The sequence below is a fragment of the Gallaecimonas kandeliae genome, from assembly GCF_030450055.1.
GTDB lineage: Bacteria > Pseudomonadota > Gammaproteobacteria > Enterobacterales > Gallaecimonadaceae > Gallaecimonas > Gallaecimonas kandeliae.
In genome coordinates this window covers 3,379,668-3,405,228 of the sequence record NZ_CP118480.1, presented here as the reverse complement: position 1 = coordinate 3,405,228, position 25,561 = coordinate 3,379,668, and the positions used below count along the sequence as shown (strand labels likewise).

At 61.3% G+C, this 25,561-nt stretch carries 26 protein-coding genes; 15 read left to right on the top strand and 11 right to left on the bottom strand.

The annotated features are described in order from the left end of the window. Positions 1 to 1,206 (top strand): argininosuccinate synthase, encoded by a 1,206-nt coding sequence (locus PVT67_RS16765; protein ID WP_301495651.1) that lies wholly within the window; start codon positions 1 to 3, stop codon positions 1,204 to 1,206. Position 1,207: 1 nt separating this feature from the next. Beyond that, entirely contained in the window at positions 1,208 to 3,037 is a 1,830-nt protein-coding gene (argH, locus tag PVT67_RS16760) for an argininosuccinate lyase (protein ID WP_301495649.1), read from the top strand. Between the two features lie 37 nt (positions 3,038 to 3,074). Here argH and PVT67_RS16755 read toward each other — a convergent pair whose 3' ends face one another. The 7 genes from PVT67_RS16755 to PVT67_RS16725 all read right to left on the bottom strand — a co-directional run bounded on the left by PVT67_RS16755 (position 3,075) and on the right by PVT67_RS16725 (position 9,114). Continuing rightward, a complete protein-coding gene (locus PVT67_RS16755) occupies positions 3,075 to 4,265 on the bottom strand; it encodes an ATP-binding protein (RefSeq protein WP_301495646.1) in 1,191 nt (396 codons plus the stop codon). Further along, positions 4,262 to 4,390 (bottom strand): hypothetical protein, encoded by a 129-nt coding sequence (locus PVT67_RS16750; RefSeq protein ID WP_301495644.1) that lies wholly within the window; start codon positions 4,388 to 4,390, stop codon positions 4,262 to 4,264. The genes PVT67_RS16755 and PVT67_RS16750 overlap by 4 nt, the downstream gene beginning before the upstream one ends. After that, positions 4,375 to 4,734 (bottom strand): DUF3019 domain-containing protein, encoded by a 360-nt coding sequence (locus PVT67_RS16745; protein ID WP_301495642.1) that lies wholly within the window; start codon positions 4,732 to 4,734, stop codon positions 4,375 to 4,377. The genes PVT67_RS16750 and PVT67_RS16745 overlap by 16 nt, the downstream gene beginning before the upstream one ends. 3 nt (positions 4,735 to 4,737) lie before the next feature. Continuing rightward, positions 4,738 to 5,559: a MipA/OmpV family protein gene (locus PVT67_RS16740; protein ID WP_301495639.1), complete on the bottom strand. Its 822-nt coding sequence runs from the start codon at positions 5,557 to 5,559 to the stop codon at positions 4,738 to 4,740. A 113-nt stretch (positions 5,560 to 5,672) separates the two neighbouring features. After that, complete coding sequence (gene bfr, locus PVT67_RS16735) at positions 5,673 to 6,149, bottom strand: bacterioferritin (RefSeq protein WP_301495637.1); 477 nt, start codon at positions 6,147 to 6,149, stop codon at positions 5,673 to 5,675. Between the two features lie 51 nt (positions 6,150 to 6,200). Further along, the gene (locus PVT67_RS16730) at positions 6,201 to 6,416 is read right to left on the bottom strand and encodes a bacterioferritin-associated ferredoxin (protein WP_301495635.1); all 216 of its coding nucleotides are present in this window, start codon (positions 6,414 to 6,416) and stop codon (positions 6,201 to 6,203) included. A gap of 70 nt (positions 6,417 to 6,486) precedes the next feature. After that, entirely contained in the window at positions 6,487 to 9,114 is a 2,628-nt protein-coding gene (locus PVT67_RS16725) for a penicillin-binding protein 1A (protein WP_419181020.1), read from the bottom strand. 172 nt (positions 9,115 to 9,286) lie between these two features. Here PVT67_RS16725 and PVT67_RS16720 point away from each other — a divergent pair, with 172 nt between their 5' ends. The 9 genes from PVT67_RS16720 (at position 9,287) to PVT67_RS16680 (ending at position 18,086) form a co-directional block, all read left to right on the top strand. Continuing rightward, positions 9,287 to 10,318 carry a pilus assembly protein PilM gene (locus PVT67_RS16720; RefSeq protein WP_301495633.1) on the top strand — a complete coding sequence of 344 codons (1,032 nt, stop codon included), beginning with the start codon at positions 9,287 to 9,289 and terminating at the stop codon, positions 10,316 to 10,318. Further along, positions 10,318 to 10,899, top strand: coding sequence for a PilN domain-containing protein (locus PVT67_RS16715; RefSeq protein WP_301495631.1), 582 nt, complete (start codon positions 10,318 to 10,320; stop codon positions 10,897 to 10,899). The genes PVT67_RS16720 and PVT67_RS16715 overlap by 1 nt, the downstream gene beginning before the upstream one ends. Further along, the gene (locus PVT67_RS16710) at positions 10,896 to 11,486 is read left to right on the top strand and encodes a type IV pilus inner membrane component PilO (RefSeq protein ID WP_301495629.1); all 591 of its coding nucleotides are present in this window, start codon (positions 10,896 to 10,898) and stop codon (positions 11,484 to 11,486) included. Before PVT67_RS16715 ends, PVT67_RS16710 begins: the two co-directional genes overlap by 4 nt. Next, positions 11,464 to 11,997, top strand: coding sequence for a pilus assembly protein PilP (locus PVT67_RS16705; RefSeq protein WP_301495627.1), 534 nt, complete (start codon positions 11,464 to 11,466; stop codon positions 11,995 to 11,997). The genes PVT67_RS16710 and PVT67_RS16705 overlap by 23 nt, the downstream gene beginning before the upstream one ends. Positions 11,998 to 12,025: 28 nt before the next feature. Then, positions 12,026 to 14,077 carry a type IV pilus secretin PilQ gene (locus PVT67_RS16700; RefSeq protein WP_301495625.1) on the top strand — a complete coding sequence of 684 codons (2,052 nt, stop codon included), beginning with the start codon at positions 12,026 to 12,028 and terminating at the stop codon, positions 14,075 to 14,077. A gap of 203 nt (positions 14,078 to 14,280) precedes the next feature. Beyond that, a complete protein-coding gene (aroK, locus tag PVT67_RS16695) occupies positions 14,281 to 14,796 on the top strand; it encodes a shikimate kinase AroK (RefSeq protein WP_301495623.1) in 516 nt (171 codons plus the stop codon). Further along, positions 14,797 to 15,879 carry a 3-dehydroquinate synthase gene (gene aroB, locus PVT67_RS16690; protein WP_301495621.1) on the top strand — a complete coding sequence of 361 codons (1,083 nt, stop codon included), beginning with the start codon at positions 14,797 to 14,799 and terminating at the stop codon, positions 15,877 to 15,879. An 8-nt stretch (positions 15,880 to 15,887) separates the two neighbouring features. Beyond that, positions 15,888 to 17,150, top strand: a complete 1,263-nt coding sequence (locus PVT67_RS16685; RefSeq protein ID WP_301495619.1) for an SPOR domain-containing protein — start codon at positions 15,888 to 15,890, stop codon at positions 17,148 to 17,150. Between the two features lie 33 nt (positions 17,151 to 17,183). Next, positions 17,184 to 18,086, top strand: a complete 903-nt coding sequence (locus PVT67_RS16680; protein WP_301495617.1) for a Dam family site-specific DNA-(adenine-N6)-methyltransferase — start codon at positions 17,184 to 17,186, stop codon at positions 18,084 to 18,086. Here the strand turns inward: PVT67_RS16680 and PVT67_RS16675 are convergent. From PVT67_RS16675 to PVT67_RS16660, 4 genes are all read right to left on the bottom strand, one after another. After that, on the bottom strand, positions 17,997 to 18,194 hold the full coding sequence (locus PVT67_RS16675) for a DUF2970 domain-containing protein (RefSeq protein ID WP_301495615.1): 198 nt from the start codon (positions 18,192 to 18,194) through the stop codon (positions 17,997 to 17,999). The two genes, PVT67_RS16680 and PVT67_RS16675, sit on opposite strands and share 90 nt — an antisense overlap. Further along, the gene (locus tag PVT67_RS16670; protein ID WP_301495613.1) at positions 18,172 to 18,399 is read right to left on the bottom strand and encodes a hypothetical protein; all 228 of its coding nucleotides are present in this window, start codon (positions 18,397 to 18,399) and stop codon (positions 18,172 to 18,174) included. Before PVT67_RS16670 ends, PVT67_RS16675 begins: the two co-directional genes overlap by 23 nt. A gap of 114 nt (positions 18,400 to 18,513) precedes the next feature. Continuing rightward, complete coding sequence (locus tag PVT67_RS16665) at positions 18,514 to 19,182, bottom strand: TorF family putative porin (protein ID WP_301495611.1); 669 nt, start codon at positions 19,180 to 19,182, stop codon at positions 18,514 to 18,516. Between the two features lie 398 nt (positions 19,183 to 19,580). Continuing rightward, on the bottom strand, positions 19,581 to 21,035 hold the full coding sequence (locus PVT67_RS16660; RefSeq protein WP_301495609.1) for an NAD-dependent succinate-semialdehyde dehydrogenase: 1,455 nt from the start codon (positions 21,033 to 21,035) through the stop codon (positions 19,581 to 19,583). Positions 21,036 to 21,143: 108 nt separating this feature from the next. On the opposite strand from PVT67_RS16660, the gene rpe reads away from it, so the two are divergent. From rpe to PVT67_RS16640, 4 genes are all read left to right on the top strand, one after another. Next, positions 21,144 to 21,818, top strand: a complete 675-nt coding sequence (rpe, locus tag PVT67_RS16655; protein ID WP_301495604.1) for a ribulose-phosphate 3-epimerase — start codon at positions 21,144 to 21,146, stop codon at positions 21,816 to 21,818. Next, complete coding sequence (locus PVT67_RS16650) at positions 21,815 to 22,489, top strand: phosphoglycolate phosphatase (RefSeq protein ID WP_301495602.1); 675 nt, start codon at positions 21,815 to 21,817, stop codon at positions 22,487 to 22,489. The genes rpe and PVT67_RS16650 overlap by 4 nt, the downstream gene beginning before the upstream one ends. Beyond that, positions 22,468 to 23,472: a tryptophan--tRNA ligase gene (gene trpS / locus PVT67_RS16645; RefSeq protein WP_301495600.1), complete on the top strand. Its 1,005-nt coding sequence runs from the start codon at positions 22,468 to 22,470 to the stop codon at positions 23,470 to 23,472. Before PVT67_RS16650 ends, trpS begins: the two co-directional genes overlap by 22 nt. A 353-nt stretch (positions 23,473 to 23,825) precedes the next feature. Then, on the top strand, positions 23,826 to 25,553 hold the full coding sequence (locus PVT67_RS16640; protein ID WP_301495598.1) for a ShlB/FhaC/HecB family hemolysin secretion/activation protein: 1,728 nt from the start codon (positions 23,826 to 23,828) through the stop codon (positions 25,551 to 25,553). Positions 25,554 to 25,561 lie beyond the last annotated feature (8 nt).

Below are 25,561 nucleotides of genomic sequence, written 5' to 3'. Positions count from 1 at the left end.
ATGTCTGTATCCAAAGTGGTTTTGGCCTATTCCGGCGGTCTGGACACCTCGGCCATAGTGCCTTGGCTGAAGGAAAACTACGGCTGTGAAGTGGTGGCCTTCGTGGCCGACGTTGGCCAGGGCGCCGAGGAGTTGGAAGGGGTGGAAGCCAAGGCCCTGGCCAGCGGCGCCTCCGAGTGCCATATCGTCGACCTCAAAGAAGAGCTGGCCGCCGAATACATCTGGCCCATGCTCAAGGCCGAGTCGGTCTACGAGGACAGCTACCTGCTGGGCACCTCTGTGGCCCGCCCGGTGATCGCCAAGGCCCAGGTGATGGTGGCCCGCAAGGTGGGCGCCGACGCCCTGGCCCACGGCTGCACCGGCAAGGGCAACGACCAGGTCCGTTTCGAGTCCTGCTTTGCCGCCCTGGCTCCCGAGTTGAAGGTCATAGCCCCCTGGCGGGAATGGACGATGCGCAGCCGTGAGGATCTGCTCAACTACCTGGCCGAGCGCAAGATCCCCACCACCGCCAGCCTGACCAAGATCTACAGCCGCGACGCCAACCTCTGGCACATCTCCACCGAGGGCGGCGAGCTGGAAGATACCTGGACCCCGGCCGGCCCCAACTGCTGGGCCTGGACCGTCGATCCCAAGGACGCCCCCAATGAGGCCGAAGTGCTGGACATCGACTTCGAAGCCGGTGTGCCCGTGGCCCTGAACGGCGAAGTGCTGAGCGGCGCCAACCTCATCGAGCGCCTCAACGGCGTGGCTAGCGCCCACGGCGTCGGCCGGGTCGACATCGTCGAGAACCGCCTGGTGGGCATGAAGTCCCGCGGCTGCTACGAGACCCCGGCCGGCACAGTGCTGCTGGCGGCCCACCAGGCCCTGGCGCACCTGGTGCTGGACAAGGTCTGCTCCCAACACCTGAAATTCCTGGGCCAGCAGTTCGCCCAGCTGCTCTATGACGGGCGCTGGTTCACCCCCCTGCGGGAAGCCATCGTCGCCGGCGTCGAGAGCCTCAACAAGGAACTGACCGGCCAGGTGCGGGTCGAGCTCTACAAGGGCCAGGCCAGGGTGCTGGGCAGCCAGTCGCCCCACAGCCTGTTCTCCGAGGCCTTCGCCACCTTCGGTGCCGACGAGGTCTACAACCAGAAGGACGCGGCGGGCTTCATCCGCCTCTACAGCCTGCCGGCGCGGATCAAAGCGCTGCAAGAAGAGGGCAACTAAGATGGCAGCGCTCTGGGGAGGTCGTTTTGAGCAGGGTGCCAGCGAGGCCTTTGCGCGGTTCAATGCCTCATTACCCGTCGACTGGCGTTTCTGGGCCGAGGACATCCAAGGCTCCCTGGCCTGGGCTGGCGCCCTGGCCGAGGTAGGGGTGCTGACCCAGAGCGAAGCCGAACGACTGCAGGTGACCCTGCAGTCCCTTGCCGAGCAATTGGCGGCCGATCCGGCCCCGCTTTTCGAGAGCAGCGAGGAGGACATCCACAGTTTCGTGGAGGCCTGGCTGATCGGTGAAGTGGGGGATCTCGGCAAGAAGCTGCACACAGGCCGTTCCCGTAACGACCAGGTGGCCACCGACTTTCGGCTCTGGTGCCGCAAGACCGGCAAGCAACTGCTGGCCGAGCTCCAGCAGACGTTGGAAGTAATGGCGGAGCTGGCCAAAGGCGAGCTGGGCACCTTGATGCCCGGTTACACCCACCTGCAACGGGCCCAGCCGGTGACCTTCGGCCACTGGGTGATGGCCTACGTCGAGATGCTGGAACGGGATCTCGAGCGCCTGGAAGACGCCCTCAAGAGGGTCAACGTCTGCCCGCTGGGCTGCGGCGCCCTGGCCGGCACCGCCTACCCCATGGACCGCGAAAGGTTGGCCAAGGCCCTGGGGTTCGAGCGCGCCGCCCGCAACAGCCTGGACGCCATCTCAGACCGGGACTTCGTGCTGGAGCTGCTGCAGCTGGCCAGCACCTCCGCCCTGCACCTGTCGCGCCTGGCCGAGGACCTCATCTTCTTCGGTACCGGCGAGGCGGGCTTCGTGAAGTTCTCCGACACCGTCAGCTCAGGCTCTTCCCTGATGCCCCAGAAGAAGAACCCGGACGCCCTGGAGCTGATCCGCGGCAAGAGCGGCCGCATCTTCGGCGCCATGGCCGGTTTCTCCATGACCTTGAAGGCGCTGCCGCTCTCCTACAACAAGGATCTGCAGGAAGACAAGCAGGGCCTCTTCGACGCCCTGGACAGCTGGAGCGACTGCCTGCTGCTGGCCCGGGAAGTGCTGGGTACCCTGGAAGTGAACCGCGAGGCCTGCGCCAAGGCCGCCGCCGGCGGCTATTCCAACGCCACAGAACTGGCCGATTACCTGGTGGCCAAGGGCATCCCCTTCCGGGAAGCCCACCACCTGGTGGGAGTGCTGGTGCGCATCGCCCTGGAGCAGCAGCTGCCCCTGGAGGCCCTGACCCTGGCCGAGATGCAGCAGGTGAGCGAGGTCATAGACGAGGACGTCTACCCGGCCCTGGACCTGACGGCGGCCCTGGAGAAGCGCTGCGCCCTCGGCGGCGTCTCCCTGGCGCGCCAGCAGGAGGCCCTCAAGGCCCTGCACGGCCGCCTGGCGGCCAAGGCGGTGCGCCGCGCCACCCTGGAAGACGTGGACGCCATCCAGGTGCTGATCGGCCACTGGGCCGGGGAAGGGGAGAACCTGCCCCGTACCCGCGAGGACATCATCCACTCGATCCAGGACTTCGTGGTGACGGAGGTGGACGGCCAGGTGGCGGGTTGCGCCAGCCTCTACATCTACTCCACCGGCCTTGCCGAGATCCGCTCTCTTGGCATCAACGAGAGCGCCCACGGCAAGGGCCTGGGCCAGGCCATGGTGCAGGTGCTGATGGACGAAGCGAGGGAGCTCAAGCTCAAGCGGGTCATAGTGCTGACCCGGGTGGCGGGCTTCTTCGACAAGCAGGGCTTCAAGGTCATCTTCAAGGACAGCCTGCCCGAGAAGGTGATGAAGGACTGCAAGCTCTGCCCGCGCCAGGACAACTGCGACGAGATCGCCATGGAACACCGGCTCTGAAAAGCCCCGAGGGAAAGCCCGCCGATTGGCGGGCTTTTTATTTGCGGTCTCTGGGGAAATGCAGGCTGATGCGGGCACCGCCCAGGGGGGAGTCGTCCAGGGTCAGGCGGCCGCCGTGGAGCACCATGATGCGGCTGCACATGGCCAGCCCCAGCCCCAGGTGGGGTACCGGATCCTGGCCCCTGGCCTTGTCGCCCCGGTAAAAGAGCTGGGTGGCCTTTTGCTTGTCTTCGTCGCTGAGGCCTGGGCCGTCGTCCTCAACGACGAGGGCGTCACCGCGCCAGCCCACGCGGATCTGCGCCTTGGCGTAGCGGCCGGCGTTGTCCAAGAGGTTCTGCAGGCAGCGGGTCAGCAGGTGGGGGTCGGCGTTCAGGGCCTCGGGGAAGGGGCCTTGCAGCGCTACCTGGCGGGTGGCCAGCCGCTCCAGCAAGGGGAGCAGGGCCAGGGGCTCCTTGTCGATGACCTCGACGGTTTCCAGCTCGTGGAACTCGCTCCAGTGGCTGACGATCTGCTCCAGGTATTCCAGATCTTCCTTGATCTGGCCGTCGTAGGGGCCCTGGCCGTTCATGGCCAGGGCGAAACGCAGCCTGGCCAGGGGGGTGCGCAGATCGTGGCTGACGGCTCGGGTCATCAGCGCCTGGTCGGCCAAGAGCCCCTCGATACGGGCGGCCATCAGGTTGAAGCTCTGGGCCAAGTCACCGAGCCGATCCCTGGGCCTGACGGCGAGCCGCTTCTGCCAGTTGCCCTTGCCGAATTCCAGGGTGGCGGCCTTGAGGGCCGTCAACTCCCGCACCAGGGGCCAGAGCCAGAGCAGCACCAGCAGCGCCAGCAGCACGAAGAAGGTGGCGGCAAAGCCATAGGAACCGGGCTCAGGGGGGCGCTGGTAGGGGCCCAGCAGCAGGTAGCCTTGGCCTATGGGGGTCAACAGGTAGTCCTGGTTGCCCTGGGTCAGGGGCAGTATCTCGTCGGGCCCCAGGGGCTGGTTGATACCGATGTCCTTGGGGTCGATGAGCTGCCCCTTGACCTGATGCTTGGCCAGATACTGGGCCCACTGCGCCCTGGGGCGTGACGCCAGTTCGGCGTCCAGCAAGGCCACCAGTTGGCGCTGGCTGGCGGTGGCCCTGGCCGGTTCGGCGTTGAAGCGTTGCCAGAGCTGGTCCAGGCCGTAACCCAGCAGTAACAGCGCCAGCAGCAAGAGGCCGTAGAGGCTGAAGAAGAGGCGCTTCATTGCCAGGGATCGGGGGCGAAGAGGTAGCCCTGCCCTGTGAGGTAGGCCTTGCTCTGCTGGGCCAGGCGCCTGTCGTCCTCCGCCAGCAGCAGCCTGGCCTTGGGGGTACTCAGTGAATGCTCCATGGCATGCGGTTCCGACGTCTGAGAGGTTGAGTAAAAAGCACCTGCCATTGGCCTTCCCAGAGCCGTTCGCCTTCGGGTGTTCCCAGCCAAAAAAGTATGGAGCCGCTGGCTTCCACTTGACCCTGCCATTGACCTTTTTCCTGGGCGGGCCAGCAGGTCAAGGGTTTGTCTTCCCGGTACAGGCATAGGGGAGTCGCCTGGGTCTGTTGCCAGTCCAGGCTCAGCTCGGCCTTGCAACTGCTGGCCCCCGCCGCCGCCACGCACCAGTGGGGGTTGAGGGTGACGTCCAGCCCGGCCTGGGCGGTGCCTGTGATAAGCAAGATGAGAAGGCCGAGGCTGCGCATGGGCTAGAAGCTGAAGGTGATGCCGACAAAGCTGTCGAGCAGGTTGCGTTTGTTGATCAGGGGGCTGTCGCCTATCCCTTTGCCCAGCCGCCGGCCGTTGAGGTTGGCCAGCAGGCCCCAGTGTTCCCCCAGGGGGTAGAACCACTGGCCTCTGGCCACCAGATCCAGTGTAGCCCTGCCCTGGTAGTCGGGGACAAGCCAGGGAAAAAGGCTGTCGGTGCCGTAGTAATAGTCCACCAGCTTGGCGCTTTTCCAGTCCATCCCCAGGCTGAACTGCCATTGTCCGAAGCCCTCAAAACTTTGGCCCACCCTGATGCTGGCCAACAGACCATGATGCTTGCCCAGCAGGTCGTGCAGCACCCTAATGCGCAGGAAGCGGTCACCCTGGTAGCGGCTGTAGGAGAAACCGCCCAGCCAGGTCCAGCTGGGGTCGTGGTCCACGTAGAGTGGCTGGCGGCTGGGACAGATGGGCCTGTTGCTGCAGGGCTGCTCCCGGCTTGGGGGCTTGATGCCCAGCCGGCCCCAGGATCCGAAGTAGAGAGGGTCGTCGGAGAAGCCTGTGGTCAGGTACAACTGGTTGTCGCCGTCGTCATAGAGGCTGAAGGCCAGGTCGCCGTTGTCGAAATAGCCCCAGTCGCCGTAATAGGCGACCTGGGGGATGGCGTAATAGGTGCTGTCGTCCTTGTTCACGAGGGGATTGTCGAAGTGGCCGTAACCCAGGGCGAGCCCCAGCTCCCACTGGTTGGCAGGAATGGTCTGCAGATCCTGGGCTTTGGCCGGGAACTGGCAGAGACAGAGGGCGATGATCAGTACAAGTATGGGCACGGCCAATAAACAACGTCAGGCGCAATGGTTACGACAGTGTAAACATTGCGTCTTTTGTCGTCGCCCGTCTCAGACAAATTGCGACATTTGTTAAATCGAAGCTGGGATACAGCTCACTCTTCCTTGTACATCTGCGATTGCAGGTAGTTTTGCAGGCCGACGGTGCCGATCAGTTGCAGCTGGGTCTCCAGCCAGTCGATGTGCTCCTCCTCGGAATCGAGAATGCGTTTCAAGAGGTCGCGGCTGATGTAGTCCCGGACCTTCTCGCAATACTCTATGCCGTCCCGCAGGTCGGGAATGCCCTTGAGCTCATGGTTGAGGTCACTCTGCAGGGCCTCGGGTACGTCTTCACCGATATTGAGTTTGCCAAGATCCTGGAGGTTGGGCAGGCCGTCCAGGAAGAGGATCCGTTCGGTCAGCCAGTCGGCGTGGTTCATCTCGTCGATGGATTCGTGGTACTCGTGGTCCGCCAGCCGTTGCAGGCCCCAGTTCTTGAACATGCGGGCGTGGAGGAAATACTGGTTGATGGCCACCAGTTCGTTGCCCAGCACCTGGTTCAGCAGCTGTATGACTTTCTTATCCCCTTTCATGCCGGCCTCCTTATGGTCAATAAGGAAGCATGGTATTGAGGAAAAGCTAAGTCAAACAGCGATTTGGGTAATGATAAGCGTTTGTTTTGGGGCTGCGGAGGGGGGCGGCAGAGCCTCGCTCAGGACCGCCTTGGCCTGGCGGGCACATTTGCCGCACTGGCTGGCGACCTTCAGCTCGGCACGCAACTGGGCCAGGCTGTGGCAGCCGGCGTGGGCTGCTTTCCTGATTGCCTTGTCGGATACGCCATGGCAGAGGCAAACGTACATAATCCGGCCCAGAGTGGAGACTGGACCGGATTATAAATGCGAACCGTTATTATTTCAATCTGGCCCCTGTTCAGAAGAGATCGGGATCGTCCGGGTTCTGCTTGTCTTGTGCGGGCGGCGCGTCGAAGGGATTGGCCAGGCTGTCGCGGGCAAATTCCGTCGGTTCAGTGCCGGCCTTGAAGTACTCGAAGCGGCTGCTGAAATCGGTGGCGCGGGTCAGCTTTCCGGTGGCCCTGTCGATACGCACCGATACGATACCAGGGGGCACGGCGAAGCTGCCTTCGGGTATCTTCGCCAGGGCCACCTTCATGAAGGCATTCCAGCCTGGCTGGGCGCTCTTGGCCCCCGCTTCCTTGCCGGAGATGGGGTCATCGGCCAGGGGCGGGAAGTTGGTGCTGCCGCCCAGCTCGTGCTGGTGGTCGTCGAAACCGATCCAGGTGGTAGCTTCCAGGCCGGGTATGAAGCCGGAGAACCAGGCGTCCTTGGATTCGTTGGTGGTTCCCGTCTTGCCGGCGATGTCGTGGCGCTTGAGCTCGCGGGCGGCGCGCCAGCCGGTGCCTGTCCAGCCGGTGCCGTGGCTCCAGTTGCCGCCGCCCCAGATCACGCTTTCCATGGCTTGGGTCACCAGGAAGGCGGTCTGGGCGCTGATGGCGCGCTTGGCCAGGCGGTTGGCCCCTACCGGAGCCACCTCGCATTGCTGCTGCCAGTTGCCCTGGTCCTGCACCTCAGGCTGGCCCTGGAGGCTGGCAAAGGCGGCGCTGAGGGCTTCTTCCTGGTCGGCAGGTGCCGCCGCTAGTGCCTGGGTTGGGGCGCCCAGGGTGACCGGCTGGTCAGCCGCGCCTTGGGCAAGCAACTGCTCACATTCGCTGCAGGCAACCTTGGGAGAGGCCATCCAGACGAGCTTGCCGTAGCCGTCTTCTACCCTGTCGACAAGGTAGGGTTCGACCAGGAAGCCGCCGTTGGCGATGGCGCTGAACCCCCTGGCTACGTCCATGGGGGTCAGGGACGCCGAGCCCAAAGCCAGGGATTCGTTGCGGGGCAGGTCGTCGCGGTCGAAACCGAAGTCGGTGAGGCGGTTGATGACCTTATCGATGCCCACGGCCCTTAGCAGCCGCACCGACATCACGTTCTTGGACTGGCCGAGGCCGATGCGGACCCGGGTCGGGCCCAGGTAGACGGGGGGCGAGTTCTTGGGCCGCCAGGCATAACCCTGGGACCTGTCCCATTGGTTGATGGGGGCGTCGTTGACCAGGGAGGCCAGGGTGAAGCCGTTGTCCAGGGCGGCCGAGTAGATAAAGGGCTTGATGTTGGAGCCCACCTGGCGTTTGGCCTGGGTGACCCTGTTGTACTTGCTCAGTTCGAAGTTGAAGCCCCCCACCAGGGCGCGGATGGCGCCGTCATGGGGATCCAGGGCTACCAGGGCCGAGTTGACCATGGGGATCTGGGCCAGCAGCCAGCCTTCGCCATTGGGGCGCACATAAACCAAGTCTCCTGGTGCCAGTATCTCACCGGCGCTCTTGGGAGCAGGGCCCTGCTTGTTCTCGTCGATATAGGCCCTGGCCCAGGACAGGGCCTCCCAGGGCAGTTCCAGTTGGCCTTTGCCTTTCACTTGTACCGTGGCGCTTTGTTCGCCCACGGCCGTCACCACGGCCGGGATCAGCGGTTGGTAGCTGTCCTGGCCCTTGAGGAACTGGTCTATCTTGGCCTGGTCCCAGGGCCAGCCTTCCAGCTTCTGGGCCGGGCCGCGCCAGCCGTGGCGGCGGTCGTAGTTCAAGACGTTGTTGATCAGGGCCTGCTGGGCCGCACGCTGGTCCTTGGCGTTGAGGGTGGTGTAGACCTGGTAACCCTCGCCATAGGCGGCGTCTTCACCGAAGAGATCGATCATCTGCTGGCGGACCATCTCTGCCACGTAATGGGCGGACAGGGTGATCTCGGCACCGTGGTAACTGGCGGTGTTGGGGGCCTTGATTGCCTGGTCGTATTGGGCTTGGGTGACGGCGCCCACGTCCAGCATCCGGCCCAGCACCACGTTGCGCCTCGCCATGGCCCTTTCGGGGTTGGACAGGGGGTTGAGGGTGGAGGGGGCCTTGGGCAGGCCAGCCAGCACTGCCATTTCCGGCAACGTCAGGTCCTTGACGTCCTTGCCGTAGTAGACCTGGGCAGCGGCCCCCACCCCGAAGGCGCGGTGCCCCAACTCAATCTTGTTGAGGTAGAGCTCGAGGATCTCGTCCTTGGTGAGCAGTTGCTCTATGTGCCAGGCGATGAACATTTCCTTGATCTTGCGGATGTAGGTTTTTTCCCGCGTCAGGAAGAAGTTACGGGCCAGCTGCATGGTGATAGTGCTGGCGCCCTGGCTCTTGTGGCCGGTCAATACCAGGTTGACGGCGGCCCTGGCCAGGCCGACGAAGTCGATACCGGAATGCTCGTAGAAGCGGCTGTCTTCGGTGGCCAGGAAGGCCTGCACCAGCTGTGGCGGCATGTCCTTGATGGCAAGGGGAATACGGCGCTTTTCACCGAACTGGGAGATCAGTTCGCCGTCGGCGGAATAGACCCGCATTGGAGTCTGCAACCGCACGTCCTTGAGCACCGCAACGCTTGGCAGCTCTGGCTTGACGTAGTAGTACATACCCACCACCGAAGCCACGCCCAGCAACGCCATCAGTCCCAGGGCGAACAGAATTCTAACCAGCCACTTCACTAAACACCTCGCAATTGCCCCTGTCCTTACCCTATTATCTGCTTGATTAGGCGGCAAAACTATAAACGGTCAACTAGACCGACTGCAAAAAGCCCACTATTCTAAGTCACCACATAACAAAAAATTTACGACGGATATGCTTGCAAAACTCTTCCGTCGCCAAGAGCCCATCATGATTGGGGTTGATATCGGTTCCCACTCAATCAAGGCCGTGTTGCTGGCGAAAAATGGTAACACGTTCAAAGTTGAAGCGGTGGCCGTTGAACCCACTCCCAGAGGGGCTGTTGTCGACCATGAAATTCAGGACATCGAACCGGTAGGGGAAGCGCTCCGGCGGCTGGTACGTCGCCTGCCCTCCAAGATCAAGGCATCGGCCATGGCCGTGGCGGGCTCGTCCGTTATGACCAAGGTCATTTTCATGGACGCTTCCTTAAGCGACGATGAAATGATGAGCCAGATCGAGGTGGAAGCGGAGAACCTTATTCCCCATCCTCTCGATGAGGTCAACCTCGACTTCGAACGGTTGCGTCCCCATGCCAACGACCCCTCCCGAGTCGACGTGCTGCTATCAGCGGCCCGTTCCGAGTCGGTGCAGGCCAGGGTCAGTGCCATGGAGATCGCCGGTCTCGACACCCACATCATGGACATCGAAGCCTACGCCCTTGGGCGCGCGGTCGGCACCATTGCCGCCCGCCAGCCCGAGTTGGCCGATGCCAAGCTGCTGGGGGTGCTGGACATAGGTGCCCGCACCACTACCCTGTCCATCATCGAAGACGGCGAAGTCGCCTACAGCCGCGAAGAAGCCTTCGGTGGCGAGCAGCTCAACCAACTGATCCAGTCGGCTTACGACATGAGCGCTGACGAAGCGGAGCGCGTCAAGCTACGTGGCGAATTGCCAGCGACCGCTGCCCTTGAGGTGCTGGCGCCCTTCCAGACCGAGCTGCTGCAACTGCTGCGCCGCTCGCTGCAACTCTTCTACACATCTGAGGGCCACGACAGCCTGGACGGCCTGGTGCTGACCGGTGGCAGCGCCGCCATTGAAGGCCTTGCCGACATGCTGCACGAAGAACTGGGCTTCCCGGTGCTGGTGGCCGATGTCTTTGCCGGGATGAAGATGGGGCCCGACGTCAACAAGCGCGACATGGAACGCCATGGCCCGGCATTGGCCATCGCATCCGGCCTGGCCATGAGGAGTTTCAGCTGATGGCGCACATCAACCTGTTGCCCTGGCGGGAAGAGGCTAGGGAGAGGGAGAAGAAGGAATTTACAGCCACCCTGGTGGCCATGGTGGTGCTGACGGTGCTGCTGATGTTGGTGGCCAACTGGATAGTGGGCCAGTACATCGATGGTCAGCGCCAGCGTAATGCCTACCTCCAAGGCCAGATCCATGAACTGGAGCAGGCGATCTCCGAGATAGAACTGCTCAAGAAACGCAAGGCGGATCTGGAGCAGCGCATGGGCCTGATCGCCCGCCTGCGGGCCAGCCGTAACGTGACGGCCCATATCTTCGACACCATAGCGGACGCCGTCCCTCCCGGCATGTATCTGACCGAGGTCAGCCGCAACAACGACGACTTGAGCATCAAGGGTAAGACCGAGTCCAACAACCGCGTCTCCACCCTGATCCGCTACATCAAGGACTCCGAGTGGCTGGCCAACCCCGAGCCCAGGCGGATCCAGTCCAGCAACAAGTCCAGTGCCTTGTCCGATTTCGACCTCGGCGTCCAGGTCCACCTGGAAGGGGTAGTGCAGCCCAAGCAGGCCGCCCAGGGAGGTAAGAAATGAAACTCAATGAACTGGACTTCTCGGAGATCGGCAGTTGGCCCAAGGCGGCCAAGGCCGTTTTCATCGGTTTCATTTGCCTGGTGGTGGCCGCTGTCTTCTACTACGTGGAGATCAGCGGCAACCTGAGCACCCTCTTCGCGGAGCAGAAGAAAGAAGAGGAGCTCAAGCACACCTTCGAAGGCAAACAGCGGCTGGCTGCCAACCTGGAGGCTTATCGCGCCCAGATGCTGCAGCTGGAAGCTACCTTCTCGCAATTCCTCAAACAGCTGCCCACCGAGGACGAAACGGCCGGCCTGCTGGACGACATCAACTTCGTGGGTACCGCCAGCGGCCTGGACTTCAGGGTCATCCAATGGCAGCAGCCCCAGGAGAAGGAATTCTACATAGAGCTGCCCATCGACATCGAGGTGATAGGGGATTATCACCAGCTTGGCACCTTCGTCAGTGACGTGGCGGCCCTGCCGCGGATCGTCACCCTCCACAACTTCGACATCAAGGCCACAGACAACGGCAAGCTGATCATGAAGCTGCAGGCCAAGACGTACCGGTATAAGGAGGATGGCAATGCCAAGAAGAAGAAAGGCTGAATTGCTGTTGCTGTTGTCGGTGCTTGGCCTTGGCGGCTGCAACGACGACACCAGTGACCTGCAGGCCTTCGTGGCCGAGGTCAAACAGCGCCCCGTTCCCGGCATCGAACCCATGCCGGAGCTCAAGACTTTTGAACACTTCCGCTACGAGCCGGGTGACAGGCGCAGTCCTTTTGAGCCGCCCAGCCCCGAGCTGTTGGCGGAAAGCGCTGCAGCCAAGAACCCTGACTGCTTGCAACCTGACAGCAACAGGGTCAAGGAACCGCTGGAACAGTTCCCCCTGGATACCCTCTCCATGAAGGGCACCATGGGTAGCACCGGCGAGCTCTGGGCCCTGATCCAGGCCGGCGACGGCAACCTGTACCGGGTGACCACAGGCAACTACCTGGGTCTCTACAACGGCCTTATCCAAGAGATTTCGCGCAGTGGCATCAAGATACGAGAATTGGTGCCAGATGGGGCAGGGTGCTGGCAGGAGCGTGCCGCCACGCTCGAACTGGTCAGTGAATAACAACGAGATTCTTTAAGGGACAGACGTGATGAATGCTTGCAACTCCCTGAGAAACCCGGCCCAGTCCTTCTGGCAGCGGGTTAAACACAGCGCCCTGGGCATCTTGCTGCTACTGCCGGTAGGCCAGGCCCTGGCGACGTCCTTGACCGACGTGCGGGAAAACACCCTGGGTAAACAGGGCATCGAACTGGAGTTCGTGATGGACGGGGATTTCATCGAACCCCGCACCCGCATCTCCTACAACCCGGCCGAGCTCTACATCGACTTCCGGGGCGTGGATTCCAAGCTGGCCATGTCGGAGCTGGAGGTCAAGGCCGGTGGTCTGGACAAGATCACCACCACCAGCATCAACGACGGCGTCCGCGCCGTGTTGCACCTGGACAAACTCACTTCCTACCAGACCAAGCGTATCGACAACCGCTACGTGGTGTCTCTGGGACAGGCCATCGCCGGCGGTGGTGAGGAAGGCCAGGGTGGCCAGATCAACGCCATCAAGGCTATCGACTTCCGTCGTGGCAAGGACGACGAAGGCCGGATGCTGGTGTTCATGCAGAATACCTCCGCTGCCGTGGACGTACGGCAGCAGGGGGCCAGCATAGTGGCGGAGTTCCTCAATACCGCCATTCCCGACGACCTCATCTACCAGTTGGACGTCACCGACTTCGGCACCCCGGTGCAGAGCGTCGAAACCTTCCGCGAAGGGGACAAGACCCGGATGGTGATCAAGCCCAAAGGCGCCTTCACCTTCCGTTACCAGCAGGCCAACAACCTCTTCACCCTGGAAGTCTTCCCCAAGAAGCAGACCAAGGAGGAGAAGGACAAGGTGGCCTATGACGGCAAACGCATCTCACTGAACTTCCAGGATATTCCAGTCAGGACAGTGCTGCAGATCATCGCCGACTATAACAACTTCAACCTGGTGACCTCCGACACCGTCAAGGGCAACATCACCCTGCGTCTCGACGGCGTACCCTGGGACCAGGCCCTGGATATCGTGCTTAAGGTCAAGGGCCTCGGCAAACGTGTGGATGGCAATATCCTGATGGTGGCCCCAACCGACGAGCTCAACGCCCGCGAGGCCCAGGAGCTGGAGGCCAAGAACAAGGTCAAGACCTTGGTACCTCTTTACTCCGAGTTCCTGCAGGTCAACTACGCCAAGGCCAAGGATTTGGCGGAACTGCTCAAGAGCAGCCAGGCCAGCCTGTTGTCCGACCGTGGCAATGTCACTGTCGATGAGCGGACTAATACCCTTTTGGTCCAGGATACTGAGGAAAAGCTTAATGAAATCAAGGGGCTGATAAAGGTCCTTGATGTGCCTGTCAAGCAGGTGCTTATCGAGTCCAGGATCGTCACAGTGCGTGACAACGTAGTGGAAGATTTGGGGGTTCGTCTGGGCTTCACCGACCAGAATGCCAACAACGGGACCTCGGGCAGCCTGGAAGGTGCCGAGACAGCTGCCGGCGGTGCTACTCCTGCCCTGGCCGACCGCCTCAACGTCAACCTGCCGGCCGCCGTGGAGAACGCCGCCTCTATCGGCTTCCATGTCGCCAAGCTGGCCAATGGACAGCTCCTGGACCTGGAACTTTCCGCTCTGGAACAGGAAAACAAGGGTGAAGTCATCTCCAGCCCGCGCCTCACCACCGCCAACCAGAAGGCAGCCTACATAGAGCAGGGCACAGAGATCCCCTATGTGCAGAGCACCTCTTCCGGCGCTACCTCCGTCACCTTCAAGAAGGCCGTGCTGAGCCTGCGGGTGACCCCGCAGATCACCCCGGACAACAAGATCATCCTGGATCTGGTGATCACCGAGGATACCAAGGGCGATGTGGTGCAAACTCCGACCGGTACTGCTGTGGCCATCGACACCAAGGAGATCGGCACCCAGGTGCTGGTGGACAACGGTGAAACCATAGTGCTGGGCGGTATCTTCCAGCAGGAGAAGAAAAGGGTGGTGTCCAAGGTGCCGTTGCTGGGTGATATCCCTGGCTTGGGCTGGCTGTTCCGTAACACCAACAATTCCAATATCAAGCAGGAATTGCTGATCTTCGTGACCCCAAGGGTTGTCAACGAAGAATCCTGATTTGTGAGAAAAGGCCTAAGTGCCGACGCTGAAAAGGCCACCGCTGAGGTGGCCTTTTGTTATTTGTTGCCCGCCCGTCTCACCGGGCCAGTTGCCTGAAGGCTGCACAATTGCGATAATCCGCCGTCACCAAACGACCTTGTGGGGATTTTTTCACCAGGGCGTTCCGCCCCTGTTTCGGACAGCGAAGACGTATCACCAATATGGCAGAAAAACGCAATATCATTCTTATTGGCCCCATGGGGGCCGGCAAAAGCACCATTGGCCGCCAGCTCGCCCAGGATCTGCATCTCGAGTTTTTCGACTCTGACCAGGAAATCGAACGCCGTACCGGCGCCGATATCAACTGGGTCTTTGACGTCGAAGGCGAAGATGGTTTCCGCGTGCGGGAGAGCAGGGTCATCGACGAATTGACCGAGCTGCAAGGCATAGTACTGGCCACAGGCGGCGGCGCCGTGATCAACAAGGATGTGCGCAACCGCATTTCTGCCCGTGGCATAGTGGTGTACCTGGAGACCACCATCGAGAAGCAGCTGGCCCGCACCCAGAAGGACAAGCGCCGCCCCCTGCTGCAGGTGGATGAGCCCCGTGACGTACTGGTGCGCCTGGCCGAGGAACGCAACCCCCTCTACGAGGAAGTGGCCGACATAGTAGTGCGCACCGACGACCAGAGTGCCCGCAGCGTCGCCAGCCAGATCATCGACCAACTGGGTTTCTAAATGGCAAAAAGGCTGGACGTCGGGCTCGGGGAAAGAAGCTATCCCATCTGGATAGGAACCGGCCTGGGTCCAGACTTGCTGCAAAGGATCAGGGGGCGCCAGGTTGTCATCGTCAGCCAGGCGCCCCTGGCTCGGCACCTGACCAAACTGTTGGCCTACCTGGGGGACGCCCCAAAATCCGTCCACTGCCACTCCTTGCCTGACGGCGAAGGCGCCAAGAACCTCCAAGAGCTGGAACGGCTGATTGGCTGCCTGATAGAGGCCGGCCTCGGCCGTGACGGCCTGCTGCTGGCCCTGGGCGGCGGCGTGGTAGGGGATATCACCGGCTTTGCCGCCGCCTGCTTCCAGCGCGGCATGGACTTCATCCAGTTGCCCACCACCCTGCTGTCGCAGGTGGACTCCGCCGTCGGCGGCAAGACGGCCGTCAACCATCCCCTTGGCAAGAACCTGATCGGTGCCTTCCACCAGCCCAAGGCCGTCTATGTGGATCTGGACTGGCTGGATACATTGCCGGGCAACCAGCTTTCCGCTGGTCTTGCCGAAGTCATCAAGTATGGCGTCATCGAAGACGCCGCCTTCTTCGCCTGGCTGGAAGCCAACATGACGGGGCTGCTGGCCAGGGACAAGACCCTGCTGGCCCACGCCATAGAGAGGTCCCTGGCCATCAAGGCCCGTATCGTCGCCGCCGACGAACGCGAGCAGGGCGTAAGGGCCCACCTCAACCTGGGCCACACCTTCGGCCATGCCATAGAGGCCCACCAGGGCTATGGCAACTGGCTGCACGGTGAGGCCGTGGCGGCCGGCATGCTGATGGCGGCCGAGCTTGCCAAGGCCAGGGGTATGCTGGAAGATGGTGAATTATCGCGCCTGTATCGCCTGACTCAGGCCGCGGGCTTGCCTACCAAAGGGCCGCTGGACATGGAGCCGGAAGACTACCTGCCGCTGATGCAGCGCGACAAGAAGGTGTTGGCCGGTAAGTTGCGACTGGTGCTGCCTCAGGGGTTGGGCCAGGCCGTGGTGGTTAGCGACGCCCTGGACACCGAGATCCTCGAGGCAATCCGCGCCGTTCAGGCCAACCACTGAGTGGAGCTATGTCGAACGCCCTAGAGGCCCTGCTTACCCGCATCCGTCACCTGCTGCATTTTGGCCAGGATCCCCTGGTGGTGGTGGAGCCGGATGGCGCCAGCCGCGGCCTGCTGTTGAATCGGCTGCTGGACGGCCTGCCTGAGCACCAGGATCTCGCCCTGCTGCGTTACAAGAAGGCGCCCGGCCTGCGCAAGCTGCGCACCGACATCCTTTCCCAGTGGTTCCCCGACCCCGTCTTCAACCCCGACGACACCCTGGCTGACAGCTACCTTCGGCTACGCCAGCAGCCCGCCCAGCGGCTGTTGCTGGTGGACAGCGCTGAACGGCTGGATCCGGCCATCTTCCGCGAATGGCAGGCCTTGGCCGAGGAAACAGACGACTCCATGGGGCTGCTGCTGCTGGTGCCTGAGCCGGCCTGGGTGCCGACCCTGTCCTGGCGGCCCATCTACCTCGGTGGCAGCGCCGCTGCCGACAAACCCAGGGCCAAGGGCAAGGCCCGTCTCTGGCTGGCCCTGGTCGGCGCCCTGTTGTTGGCGTCCCTGATGTTGGCCTTCTTCCTTCAGCCTTCCGCGCCTTTGCCGGAGCGCCGCAGCTTGCCTTTGCCGCAACCTGTCGAGAACCAGCTCAATCAGCCCCAAGCCACAGCGCAGAAGGTGGAACCAGCCCCAGAGGCAGCCAAGCCTGGGTCGTCTTTGGCACAAGGCAACAGCGACGAGGCCAAGAAACCCTCGGAGGAAGACCTGGGCCAGCAGGCAGCCGCCAGCCAAGAGCGGAGCCCCGCGGAAATGGATGCATCCCAAGCCGGAGGAGCTGAAGCAGGCAAGGCCCAGGCTTTGCCGGTGGCTGAGGCAGACAAGGGGGGCGATGCCAGTGCCGAGACAGTGAAGCCCAAAGCGGCCGAGACCAACCCTAAGGGCAATGAGAAGGCCCAGCCTGCCACGACTGCCGAAGGCAAACCGTCGGCCGCTGGGCCCCAAGCCGGCTGGCCACAATCGGTGCCGGATTCCCACTATGCCCTGCAATTGATGGCGGGCTTCAGCGCCGCCAAGTTGAAGACTGCCCTGGCCGGGCAGGGCGTCGAGGATTGGCACCTGGTCAAGACCCGGCGCCAGGGTAAAGTCTTCTACCTGTTGCTACAGGGGAACTACGCCAATATGGAAGAGGCCAAGGCCGCCCAGGCCAAGCTGCCGGCCAGTTTCCGCCAAGCCGGAGCCTGGCCCAAAGACTACGGCAAAATCAAGGCAGAATTTGCCGCCGGCAAAGGCTAAAATGGCCCACTGGATTTTCCCCGAACCGCATTCATGAAAAAACACCGAGCCTTCCTGAAATGGGCTGGCGGCAAATACACGCTGGTTGATCATATCCGCCGCCATCTCCCGGAAGGGGAAGTGCTGGTGGAGCCCTTCGTGGGCGCCGGCTCGGTGTTCCTCAACAGCGACTTCGATCGCTATGTGTTGAACGACATCAACCCGGATCTGATCAATCTCTATCGCCACCTGGCGGAAGAGCCTGAACGTTTCATCCGGGATGCCAAGGCGCTGTTCGGGCCCGGTACCAACCAGAAGGGCGCCTACTACCTGTTTCGCCAGGAGTTCAACGACTGCACCGACAGCTACCGGCGCTCCCTGCTGTTCCTCTACCTCAACCGCCACGGCTACAACGGCCTCTGCCGCTATAACCGCAAGGGCGGTTTCAATGTTCCCTTCGGATCCTACAAGGCGCCTTATTTCCCCGAGGACGAACTGGGCTTTTTCGCCGAGAAGGCCAAGAAGGCCACCTTTACCTGCCAGCACTTCGTGCAGCCCATGGAGGCGGCGGGGGCAGGGCAAGTGGTCTACTGCGATCCGCCCTATGTGCCCCTGTCGGTGACGGCCAGTTTCACTACCTACGCCAGCAGCGGCTTCAGCCTCGACGATCAGGCAGCCCTGGCCAAGACGGCATTGGAGTCTTCGCGGCGCGGAGTCAGCGTGCTGATCTCCAACCACGACACCCAGCATACCCGTTGGCTATACAGGGATGCCGCCCTCAACGCGGTACAAGTCAAACGCAGCATCAGCCGCAACGGTGCCGGCAGGCAGAAGGTGGGGGAGTTGTTGGCGCTCTATCAGGGGCTGTCAGTGCAGCACCCAGTTGACCACCAGCAGCAGGGCGATCACGAAGAGCGCTATGCCGACCACCCCGGCGATTATATAGCTCAGGGCTGAACGGCTTTCGAGGTCTGTGGCATGGCGACTGCTGCTTTGCACCCCGAACAGGGCGCCGGCGACACTTAGGAAGAGGTTGCGCTTCTTAGGGGTGGACTTGGCGGGCATGGTGGTCGTTTCCCCGGCGGCTGATCAATTCCAGCAGATCCAGAAAATGCAGCTGGGCAGAGCCGCTGTGACCGCTGAGCCATTGCCCCCAGCTGACTTCCTGATGGAGGTTGGCTTGCGGGACCAGCTTGTGCTCAAGGGAGGATGACCCCAACAGCAGGGCGCAGGCGGCCAAAGACAAACCCAAGGCTTTCTTGATATGCACGCACTCCTCCTGTCGGTGTTAATGAAACTGGGCCGATTATAACAGCTGCTTAAAAGCTGGCCAATAAAAAAGGGGCCCTAAGGCCCCGAGGTCGCATGGACGCCAAGGAGGGACTCAAAAGCTGGCCACCAAGCCGAACAGCAGCTTGCCTTCGGTGGCGTGGTCGGGGTTGTTGTCCTGGTGCCAGGCATAACCGATGAAAAGGCTCTGCTTGTCGTTGACGGCATAGATCAGCTTGGCGGCGGCGTCGGCATAGGACTTGCCATAGGCCCAGTAGTCCGGCTGGTATTTCTTTTCCCCATAATTGCGGTAACCGCCGTGGAGCGAGAGCTGCCAGGCCGGTGCCAGAGCCAGGGTCTTGTTCAGCTCAAAATAGTTGTGGCCGAAGTCCCAATCGTGGCGCGCCGAGATGGTCACCCAGGGGGTATCCAGGCTGACGGAGCCTTCTGTCTGGTGGTTGGTGCCGCCAGGATAGTAGAAGCGGGTCAGCTGCAACTCCAGGCTGTAACCTGGCGCCAGGGAAAAGCGGTAGCCGCCCCACCAGTCCAATTCGCCGCCGTTGTCGCCGGACGACCCCCAGAGCCCCACATAGGCCCCGCTGTCGTGGGTCAGGTCGATACAGCCTTGCACCACAGGTTGGTTGGACGAGCCGCTGACACCCCTGGCCACATAGTTGTTGGCAAAGGCGGTGAAGCCGTCGACGGAGAAGTGGTCGCCTAGGGCGGCCTGGGCCTGGGGGACGCCGAGCAGGGTCAGCGCCAATATGGAGTAGAGCTTGGGCACGTCGCTATCCTGGTTTAATTGGTATTACCAATTCACCTATTGGTCGTGGAAAAGCGGGCGACTCTACGTAATAGGCCGGGGTAAGGCAATGGTTTTTGGCCTTGCCTGTCAGGATTCCCTCGGATTTATAGCTTTTTAAAAGAAGTGTTTGCTTACTGCTAACAAAGGGCCAAGATCGCCCTTACAGAAATAGGCTTTGGTTATACCAATTTCAAATGCTTGCCTGGTTTGGCCAGCTTGGCAAAAAGGGGCCGGCCGGCCCCTCTCTAACCCAGGCCGGCGATACAGAGGTATTTCATCTCCAGGTATTCGTCCAGGCCATATTTGGAGCCTTCCCGGCCAAGGCCTGAGGATTTGACGCCGCGGCAGTGTGGGACGCCATGGCGCCGGGCTAAGGCTTAAGCTCCCAGGCCGGCGATACAGAGGTATTTCATCTCCAGGTATTCGTCCAGGCCATATTTGGAGCCTTCCCGGCCAAGGCCTGAGGATTTGACGCCGCCAAAGGGCGCCACTTCGTTGGACACCAGGCCGGTATTGACCCCCACCATGCCGGACTCCAGGGCCTGGGCGACCCTGAACACCCGGCCCAGATCCTGGCTGTAGAAGTAGGCCGCCAGGCCAAAGGGCGTGGCGTTGGCGAGGCGGATCGCCTCTTCTTCCTCGTCGAAGGCCAGCACGGCGGCCACGGGCCCGAAGGTCTCCTCCCTGGCGATCAGGGCGTCGGGGGCGAGGTCCGCCAGGAGAGTGGGCTCGAAGAAGGTGCCGCCCTTCTTGTGGCGTTTGCCCCCCAGCAGCAGCCGGGCGCCGCCGGCCAAGGCGTCGCTGATGTGGGCCTCCACCTTCTGGACCGCCTTGGCGCTGATGAGAGGGCCAGTGGTGACGCCGGGCTCGGTGCCGGCCCCCACCTTGAGGCCGGCCATGGCCTTGACCAGCTTGTCCAGGAAGGGTTCCAGCACCGGGCGCTGGACATAGAAGCGGTTGGCGCAGACGCAGGTCTGGCCGGCATTGCGGAACTTGGCGGCCATGGCCCCTTCGACGGCGGCGTCCAGATCGGCGTCGGCGAAGACGATAAAGGGGGCGTTGCCCCCCAACTCCAGGGACAGCTTCTTGATGTCATGGCTGCATTGACCCATCAGCAAGGCGCCGACGGCGGTGGAGCCGGTGAAGCTCAGCTTGCGCACCAGGGGGCTGGCGGTCAGCACCTGGCCCAGGGCGGCGGCGTCCAGGCCTGTGACCACGTTCAGCACCCCGGCGGGGATGCCGGCGCGCCGTGCCAGCTCGGCCAGGGCCAGGGCGGTCAGGGGCGTCTCGGCGGCGGGCTTGACGATGGCGGTGCAGCCGGCGGCCAGGGCCGGCGCCAGTTTGCGGGTGATCATGGCGGCGGGGAAGTTCCAGGGAGTGATGGCAGCCACCACTCCCACCGGCTCCCGCAGCACCAACAGCTGCTGGCCCGCCTTGGGGGCGGGGATGATGTCGCCGTAGGCGCGCTTGGCCTCTTCGGCGAACCATTCCACGAAGGAGGCGGCATAGGCTATCTCCCCCTTCGCTTCCACCAGTGGCTTGCCCTGTTCCTGGCTCATCAGCAGGGCCAAGTCGGCCTGGTTGGCCATGATCAGCTCGAACCAGCGGCGCAGCAGTTGGCTGCGCTCCTTGGCGGTCAGGGCCCGCCAGGCCGGGAAGGCGGCATGGGCGGCCTGGATGGCGGCCTCCACCTGGGCAGGAGTGATATCGGCGACCTGGGCCAGCTCGGCGCCGTCGGCCGGGTTGGTGATGGCAAAGGTGCCGCCGCCCTGCTGCCAGCGGCCGTCGATGAATGCTTGGGTTCGAAAGAGTTCGGGATCGCGAAGTTGCATGCTGCCTCCTGTTACCTAGCGCTGAGGGTAGCAGAGCGCCGCTTCGGCACCAATGAACCGGGCGGCGCCTTGGTTTACAATAGCGCCAACTGAACCTGGAGCCCGCAGATGAAAGACTTCCTGATCGCCCCTTCCATATTGTCAGCCGACTTTGCCCGCCTGGGCGAAGACGTGGCCAAAGTATTGGCCGACGGCGCCGACGTGGTGCACTTCGACGTCATGGACAACCACTATGTGCCCAACCTGACAGTGGGTCCCCTGGTCTGCGAAGCGCTGCGCAACTACGGCATCACAGCTCCCATAGACGTGCACCTGATGGTCAAGCCGGTGGACAGGATCATCCCCGATTTCGCCAAGGCGGGCGCCAGCCTCATCACCTTCCACCCCGAGGCCTCAGAGCATATCGACCGCACCGTCGGCCTCATCAAGGACAGCGGCTGCCAGGCCGGCCTGGTGTTCAACCCGGCCACCTCCCTGCACCACCTCGACCACCTGATGGACAAGCTGGACGTGATACTGCTGATGTCGGTCAATCCCGGCTTCGGTGGCCAGTCCTTCATCCCCGGCACCCTGGACAAGCTGCGCCTGGTGCGCCAGCGCATCCAGGAAAGCGGCCGCGATATCCGCCTGGAGATCGACGGCGGCGTCAAGGTGGACAACATCCGCGCCATCGCCGAGGCCGGTGCCGACATGTTTGTGGCCGGTAGCGCCATCTTCAGCCAGCCCGACTACAAGAGCGTCATCGACGCCATGCGCGCCGAGCTGGCCAAGGTCGGCGCGTGATCAAAGCGGTCGCCTTCGATCTCGACGGCACCCTGGTCCACAGCCTGCCGGATATCGCCTATGCCGCCAACGCCATGCGCCGCCAGCTGGGGCTGGCGGCCGTAGGGGAGGACAGGGTAGGGCAATGGGTCGGCAACGGCGTCAAGACGCTGGTGGAACGGGCCACGGTCGAGCTGGGCTATTCGCCCCAGGCCCAGGCGCTGTTCGAGGCGGCCTATGAAGAAAACCTGGCCGTCCATTCGACCTTGCTGGCCGATGCCGAAGCGGTGCTGGTCGAGCTCCAGCGGCGCGGCTACCGGCTGGCCATGGTCACCAACAAGGCCCGCTGCTTCGCCATCCCCCTGGTGCGCAGCCTGGGGCTGGAGCCCCACTTCGAGGTGCTGCTCTGCGGTGACGACCTGGCGGCAAAGAAGCCCGATCCTCTGCCGCTGACCTGGCTCTGCGAGCGCTGGCAGCTGGCGCCAGAAGAACTGGTGCTGGTGGGGGATTCGCGCAATGACGTGGAGGCCGCCAAGGCGGCCGGCTGCCTGGCCGTCGGCTTGACGGGCGGTTACAACTACGGGGAAGATATCGGCCTTTGCCAGCCCCATCATCAAATCGATTCGTTAGCGGCGCTCCTGACACTTGCGCCCCTGCAAGAGGAAGAGTCATGTCCAAACCCATTGTCTTGAGCGGCGCTCAACCGTCCGGCCAGCTTACCCTTGGCAACTACCTGGGGGCCCTGCGGCAATGGGACCAGATGCAGTCCGACTACGATTGCCTCTACTGCATCGTCGACCTCCACGCCATCACGGTGCGCCAGGATCCCAAGAGCCTGCACGAGGCCACCCTGGACAGCCTGGCCCTCTACCTGGCCTGTGGCATCGACCCGGCCCGCTCCGCCGTCTTCGTCCAGTCCCATGTGCCCGAACATGCCCAACTGGCCTGGGTGCTGAGCTGCTACACCCAGTTCGGCGAGCTGTCGCGCATGACCCAGTTCAAGGACAAGTCTGCCCGCTTCGCCGACAACATCAACGCCGGCCTCTTCACCTACCCGGTGCTGATGGCGGCCGACATACTGCTCTACCAGGCCAACCAGGTACCGGTCGGCCATGACCAGAAGCAGCACCTGGAGCTGGCCCGTGACGTGGCCACCCGCTTCAACAACCTCCACGGCGACGTCTTCACAGTGCCCGAGCCCTTCATTCCCAAGGTGGCGGCCCGGGTGATGAGCCTGCAGGACCCCACCAAGAAGATGTCCAAGTCCGACGACAACCAGGGCAACTTCATAGGCCTGCTCGAAGATCCCAAGGTGATCACCAAGAAGATCAAGCGCGCCGTCACCGACTCCGAGGATCCGCCGCGCGTCGCCTTCGACGTCGACGCCAAACCGGGTGTCTCCAACCTGCTGGGGATCTTGAGCGCCATCACCGGCAAGTCCATGCCCGAGCTGGAAGCGGACTACCATGGCCGCATGTATGGCCACCTCAAGGGCGACGTGGCCGACGCCGTGGTCAGCCTCATCGAGCCGGTGCAGGCCCGCTACAAGGAGCTGCGTGAGGACAGGACCCAACTGAATGCCATCATGCGCGACGGCGCCGACAAGGCCCGCGCCCGTGCCGAAGCCACCCTCAAAAAGGTCTACGAGGTGCTGGGCTTCGTTGCCAGGCCGTAAAGCCAGGCTGTCAGCCCGGTACGGAAAAGGCGCCCAAGGGCGCCTTTTTTCATGTCTGGTGCCGGTTGAATTGGCAATGGCCCTCTTTCGGGGCCTGGCAGCGTTAATACAGAGTTGGGTCAAACCCGAGCCTACAGCATGTCTGCATGCCGGAATGTCAATGAGAGGACTTAGCCCTTTATACGCAGGTGGTTGCTGGCTGTAAGTGGCAAAATCACCCGTGTTTTCAGTAATGTTCGTCATTTTTTGGCACTTATGCATTTGTCGCAAAAAATTTGCAAGGCTTATTTATGTTCTGTATCGTGGCGGTCGCCTAGTCAGTTTTAGGTGGTTGTGAAAGGTCGATTAAGGTCATGGAAGCTGTTTTGCCAAGGAACTGGCCAGGGTCTGTTTTTCTTCTATTTCTTCTTTTTTTCTCATCATCATATGCCGCAGATGTAAGCCTTACATCTGCGCCGCCCCGTCATGACCAAGAGCAATGGCTGAAAAAACAACAGGATAGACTGCGCCAACAGCAAGCTCCCTACAAAGTTGCCCCCGACATTTTCTTGCAACAAGAGCTTAACAAGAGAGAGGCAACTGAAGCGCAAGGTGAAGCCAACAAACGCTGTTTCACAATCCATCACTTGGTATTTGAAGGCATAACTAGGATTTCCAAAAAAGATCTGGGCAAGTTCAAAGCAAGCTACGAAAGCAAGTGCCTTGGTTTGGACAAAATCCAGTCTGTTATTAAAGCTGTCACCAGCCTGTATATCGAAAAAGGCCTGATCACTTCTAGGGCATATGTCAAGCCTCAAAATCTCGCTAGTGGCACTTTGGTCATTACCGTTATAGAGGGGAAGGTTGATCATCTCCTATCCGTCGACCAGCATTTGACAAGCACGCAGCTGGCAATGGCCTTTCCGACAGGAAACGACGAGATACTGAACCTCCGCAATTTAGAGCAAGGTTTGGAACAACTGAATCGTCTTCCAATGAATAATGCCACGATGGAGTTGGTTCCTGGAGATACAGAAGGCACCAGTACAGTTTCGATTAGAAATGCCTTACAACCGTGGTGGCGCGGAAGCGTAGGCCTGACCAATAAGAAAACCGATGACTTTAATGTCATGCAGCTGGATGGAAACCTGGCCGTCGATGATATTTTAGGTATTAATGACAGCCTGCTTTTTTCCGCCTCCACAGAAATCGGTCATCACGATCTTCACGCTCAGTCCAATAGCTACTCATTTTTTGGTAGTGTCCCATTTGGTTATTGGCTCTTTAGCTTGAACAGTAGTTACTTCGATTATGAGCAGGCTATTAGAGGGCAGGTTGTAAACTTCCTAAGCCATGGCTCGGCAACGGTCAACAACCTATCTATTGCCAACATGCTTTATCGTGGTCAGCGAGATAAACTTAAGGCGTCAGGCTCAATAACGCGCAAACAGACTAAGAATTACATTGAAGATGTGTTTCTTGAAAGCTCCAGTCGTGTTCTTTATATCTTTTCTCTAGGACTGGATTATAGTCGTTATCTGGATGATGGTGGCGCTTTATCCTTGGGAATAAAGTGGGATAAAAGCCTGTCGTGGTGGGGAGCTACCACCAAGGTGGTGGCGGCCGAAGATGCCTACCAGTTTGACAAATACAGTGTGGCGGCTTCTTTTCAAAAACCTCTTGATACAAGTCTTGGTCAATTCGACTATCAACTCAATAGTATGTACTTGTATTCTCATGATGACATTATCGCATCCGAAGGTGTGTCCATCGGCGGCCGTTATGATGTTCGAGGCTTTAATGGTAACAGTTTATTTGGGCATCAAGGCGGATATGTTCGCAATGAAGTGGGTCATATATTCCCTGCCGACAACAGTTTGGTCCGAAAAGTTCGAGTTTATGGCGCTTTAGATTCTGGCATTGTAAGAGCTAAAAATAACGAACGTTCCGGAAATAAGGCGTTGGCAGGGGCGTCAATTGGCTTGCAGCTGATGGGGCCACGTTTGTCATTGGACTTGATTTACTCCAAGGCTTTGTACAAACCAAATTCTTTTGTTGCTGGTGAGCATGAGTTTTATGCATCCGCCAGGTTTAATTTTTAAATAAGAGC

Bases quoted from the DNA above. Each gene is read 5' to 3' on its own strand.
- PVT67_RS16675 (WP_301495615.1), bottom strand. From the start codon at position 18,194: ATGCCCGCCAAGTCCACCCCTAAGAAGCGCAACCTCTTCCTAAGTGTC.
- PVT67_RS16685 (WP_301495619.1), top strand. From the start codon at position 15,888: ATGTCGAACGCCCTAGAGGCCCTGCTTACCCGCATCCGTCACCTGCTG.
- PVT67_RS16705 (WP_301495627.1), top strand. From the start codon at position 11,464: ATGCCAAGAAGAAGAAAGGCTGAATTGCTGTTGCTGTTGTCGGTGCTT.
- PVT67_RS16680 (WP_301495617.1), top strand. From the start codon at position 17,184: ATGAAAAAACACCGAGCCTTCCTGAAATGGGCTGGCGGCAAATACACG.
- bfr (WP_301495637.1), bottom strand. From the start codon at position 6,149: ATGAAAGGGGATAAGAAAGTCATACAGCTGCTGAACCAGGTGCTGGGC.
- PVT67_RS16700 (WP_301495625.1), top strand. From the start codon at position 12,026: ATGAATGCTTGCAACTCCCTGAGAAACCCGGCCCAGTCCTTCTGGCAG.
- PVT67_RS16660 (WP_301495609.1), bottom strand. From the start codon at position 21,035: ATGCAACTTCGCGATCCCGAACTCTTTCGAACCCAAGCATTCATCGAC.
- argH (WP_301495649.1), top strand. From the start codon at position 1,208: ATGGCAGCGCTCTGGGGAGGTCGTTTTGAGCAGGGTGCCAGCGAGGCC.
- rpe (WP_301495604.1), top strand. From the start codon at position 21,144: ATGAAAGACTTCCTGATCGCCCCTTCCATATTGTCAGCCGACTTTGCC.
- aroB (WP_301495621.1), top strand. From the start codon at position 14,797: ATGGCAAAAAGGCTGGACGTCGGGCTCGGGGAAAGAAGCTATCCCATC.
- PVT67_RS16745 (WP_301495642.1), bottom strand. From the start codon at position 4,734: ATGCGCAGCCTCGGCCTTCTCATCTTGCTTATCACAGGCACCGCCCAG.
- aroK (WP_301495623.1), top strand. From the start codon at position 14,281: ATGGCAGAAAAACGCAATATCATTCTTATTGGCCCCATGGGGGCCGGC.
- trpS (WP_301495600.1), top strand. From the start codon at position 22,468: ATGTCCAAACCCATTGTCTTGAGCGGCGCTCAACCGTCCGGCCAGCTT.
- PVT67_RS16640 (WP_301495598.1), top strand. From the start codon at position 23,826: ATGGAAGCTGTTTTGCCAAGGAACTGGCCAGGGTCTGTTTTTCTTCTA.
- PVT67_RS16715 (WP_301495631.1), top strand. From the start codon at position 10,318: ATGGCGCACATCAACCTGTTGCCCTGGCGGGAAGAGGCTAGGGAGAGG.
- PVT67_RS16750 (WP_301495644.1), bottom strand. From the start codon at position 4,390: ATGGAGCATTCACTGAGTACCCCCAAGGCCAGGCTGCTGCTGGCGGAG.
- PVT67_RS16765 (WP_301495651.1), top strand. From the start codon at position 1: ATGTCTGTATCCAAAGTGGTTTTGGCCTATTCCGGCGGTCTGGACACC.
- PVT67_RS16730 (WP_301495635.1), bottom strand. From the start codon at position 6,416: ATGTACGTTTGCCTCTGCCATGGCGTATCCGACAAGGCAATCAGGAAA.
- PVT67_RS16720 (WP_301495633.1), top strand. From the start codon at position 9,287: ATGATTGGGGTTGATATCGGTTCCCACTCAATCAAGGCCGTGTTGCTG.
- PVT67_RS16710 (WP_301495629.1), top strand. From the start codon at position 10,896: ATGAAACTCAATGAACTGGACTTCTCGGAGATCGGCAGTTGGCCCAAG.
- PVT67_RS16755 (WP_301495646.1), bottom strand. From the start codon at position 4,265: ATGAAGCGCCTCTTCTTCAGCCTCTACGGCCTCTTGCTGCTGGCGCTG.